The sequence below is a fragment of the Streptomyces sp. NPDC005899 genome (assembly GCF_040629645.1).
Lineage (GTDB): Bacteria > Actinomycetota > Actinomycetes > Streptomycetales > Streptomycetaceae > Streptomyces.
Map to the genome: position 1 here is coordinate 1 of NZ_JBEXWB010000550.1, position 2828 is coordinate 2828.

4 protein-coding genes and 1 pseudogene are annotated in these 2828 nt (G+C 70.0%); 4 read left to right on the forward strand and 1 reads right to left on the reverse strand.

Features of this window, described 5'->3' with window-relative positions; translation table 11 throughout:
- A pseudogene (locus tag ABZ371_RS31265) lies at positions 1–249 on the reverse strand (hypothetical protein); the annotation flags it as partial.
- A gap of 170 nt (positions 250–419) precedes the next feature.
- On the opposite strand from ABZ371_RS31265, the gene rimP reads away from it, so the two are divergent.
- From rimP to ABZ371_RS31285, 4 genes are all read left to right on the forward strand, one after another.
- Entirely contained in the window at positions 420–917 is a 498-nt protein-coding gene (rimP, locus tag ABZ371_RS31270) for a ribosome maturation factor RimP (protein ID WP_358686024.1), read from the forward strand.
- 2 nt (positions 918–919) lie between these two features.
- Complete coding sequence (nusA, locus tag ABZ371_RS31275) at positions 920–1960, forward strand: transcription termination factor NusA (protein ID WP_358686026.1); 1041 nt, start codon at positions 920–922, stop codon at positions 1958–1960.
- Positions 1961–2115: 155 nt separating this feature from the next.
- Positions 2116–2412 (forward strand): YlxR family protein, encoded by a 297-nt coding sequence (locus ABZ371_RS31280; protein ID WP_358686029.1) that lies wholly within the window; start codon positions 2116–2118, stop codon positions 2410–2412.
- A gap of 140 nt (positions 2413–2552) precedes the next feature.
- Positions 2553–2828 (forward strand): translation initiation factor IF-2 N-terminal domain-containing protein (locus ABZ371_RS31285; protein WP_358686031.1); only part of this gene is annotated, 276 nt, incomplete at its 3' end.

The window sequence follows — 2828 nt, forward strand, 5'->3', positions numbered from 1 at the left end:
GCCGGCTGCCGTCGCCGGGAGCGCGGAAGCGTACCGTACGTACCCGGAGAGCAGCGCGGTGCTGGCGCGGGCGGCGGCCGCCCGCAGCGCCTTCTGGGCGCGGAGCGAATCCGCTCGGGCATCGGAACCGGCCGGCGCCCGTGCGGCGGTGGTTTCGTCACCGCCGCCGCAGCCGCTCAGGGCCGCGCCCAGGACGAGCGCGCCCGTACTCGTCAACGCACCCCTGCGCGTCGTCCCCGTGCGCCGCACTTGTCTCCTTCGTGCTGCTCTATGACATTTTCTGTCCTGAAGTGATCACCGCAGCGAGCGTACCCGCGAGCGAGCGGGAGGCGGACGGCAACACCCCTGCGGACCGGATACCCTTTGACCTGACACGCGACGATCCACACAACAGCACACGCGGCCGAGGAGTCACCCGGATGAGCACCACCGAGAGCGAGAGGCTGCGCGGGCTGCTCGAACCGCTCGTCAGCGCCGAGGAGCTGGACCTCGAGGAGATCGAGGTCTCCCGGGCAGGCCGCCGCCGGGTGCTGCGGGTCGTCGTCGACTCCGAGGACGGCGTGGAGCTGGACGCCTGTGCCGAGCTGAGCCGCACGATCTCCCGGACCCTCGACGAGACCGACGTGATGGGCGAGGGCGAGTACGTCCTCGAAGTGAGCTCTCCGGGCGCCGACCGCCCGTTGACCGAGCACCGCCACTACGTCCGGGCCGTCGGCCGGCTGGCCAGGCTCACCCTGCACGAGGGCGGCGAACTGGTGGCCCGCATCGTCGGGGCGGACGACGAAGGCCTGGACCTCGAGGTGCCGGGCCTCAAGGGCCGCAAGCCCACGGCGCGCCGGGTGGCCTTCGGCGAGATCGCCAAGGCCCGCGTGGAGATCGAATTCAACCGCAAGGACAAGAAGGAAGAGGAGGCGTAGCCGTGGACATCGATGTGAAGCTTCTGAAGGGCTTGGCGCAGGACAAGGAGATCCCCTTCGACGTGCTCGTCGGGGCGATCGAGTCGGCCCTCCTCATCGCGTACCACCGCACCGAGGGCAGTCACCGGCGCGCGCGCGTCGAGCTGGACGCCGGCGGTCACGTCACGGTGTGGGCGAAGGAGGACCCGGCCGATCTCGAGGAGGGCCAGGAGCCCAAGGAGTTCGACGACACCCCCTCCGGCTTCGGCCGTATCGCCGCGACCACCGCCAAGCAGGTCATCCTGCAGCGGCTGCGCGACGCCGAGGACGACAGGACGTTCGGTGAGTACGCGGGTCACGAGGGCGACGTCGTGACCGGCCTGGTCCAGCAGGGCAAGGACCCCAAGAACGTCCTGGTGGACATCGGCAAGCTGGAGGCGATCCTGCCCGTCCAGGAGCAGGTGCCGGGTGAGGAGTACACCCACGGCCTGCGTCTGCGCACCTACGTCGTACGGGTGGCGAAGGGGGTCCGCGGTCCCTCCGTGACGCTGTCGCGCACCCACCCGAACCTCGTGAAGAAGCTCTTCGCGCTCGAGGTCCCGGAGATCGCGGACGGTTCGGTCGTCATCGAGGCCATCGCCCGTGAGGCCGGCCACCGCACCAAGATCGCCGTGCGGTCCACCCGTGCGGGCCTGAACCCCAAGGGCGCCTGCATCGGCCCGATGGGCAGCCGCGTGCGCAACGTCATGGCCGAGCTGCACGGTGAGAAGATCGACATCGTGGACTGGTCGGACGACCCCGCCGAGATGGTGGCCAACGCGCTGTCGCCCGCGCGGGTGAGCGAGGTCGAGGTCGTGGACCTCGGCGCCCGTTCCGCCCGGGTCACCGTCCCCGACTACCAGCTGTCGCTGGCGATCGGCAAGGAGGGGCAGAACGCCCGCCTCGCCGCCCGCCTCACCGGCTGGCGCATCGACATCCGCCCGGACACCGAGACCGACGCCGAGCGCGAGACCGCCGACCGCGAGCGCGCCGAGCGCGCCCGGGAGCGGTCCCAGCGCGGCTGAACCGATCGCCCGGCACCGCGCCCGGCCTCGCAGAGATGTGGTGCCGGGCGGTGCCGAGGGAATAGATCAAGGCGCGAAGCCGCTGAGATCACGACAACATCCGTTCGATTCTTGCCCCCAAGGGGTGAGGTCGGTGCGGGGAGGTAGACTTAGACGTGTCTGGCCGGACGCACGCCCGCGCTTGCCCCGAACGAACCTGTGTGGGATGCCGGGAGCGGGCGGCCAAGAGCGATTTGCTGCGCATCGTGGTGGACAAGGGAGACGTCGTCCCTGATCCACGCGGTACGCTGCCCGGCCGGGGTGCGTATCTGCACCCCGCCTCCGTCTGTCTCGAGCTGGCGGTCCGCCGCCGGGCTCTCCCCCGGGCCTTCAAGGCCAAGGGGCCGTTCGACGCCGCGGCAGTGCAGCGGTTCGTCGAGCGGGTGACACGGCTGGACGAGCACGACAAGTGAACGGCACGGGTCCCCGTGCGGTCAGGTACCTCGCGAGTTGGAAGTAGGTCGAGATTGCGATGAGCACTCGATGAGTACGCGATGAGTACGCCCATGAAGTAGCGACGGTCCGGCGGTAACCCGGACCTAAAAGGAGCGAAGTGGCTAAGGTCCGGGTATACGAACTCGCCAAGGAGTTCGGCGTAGAGAGCAAGGTCGTCATGGCCAAGCTCCAAGAACTCGGTGAATTCGTCCGTTCGGCGTCCTCGACGATCGAGGCGCCGGTTGTACGTAAGTTGACCGACGCACTGCAGGGTCCCGGCGGCAACGCCGGCAAGACCGCTGCCAAGCCTGGCGCGCCTCGTAAGGCCGCCCCCTCGAAGCCCGCGGCGCCCTCCCCGGCCGCCGCGGCTCGTCCCGCCGCCCCGAAGCCCGGC

Coding starts and splice junctions, on each gene's coding strand:
- rimP (WP_358686024.1), top strand. CDS start 420: ATGAGCACCACCGAGAGCGAGAGGCTGCGCGGGCTGCTCGAACCGCTC.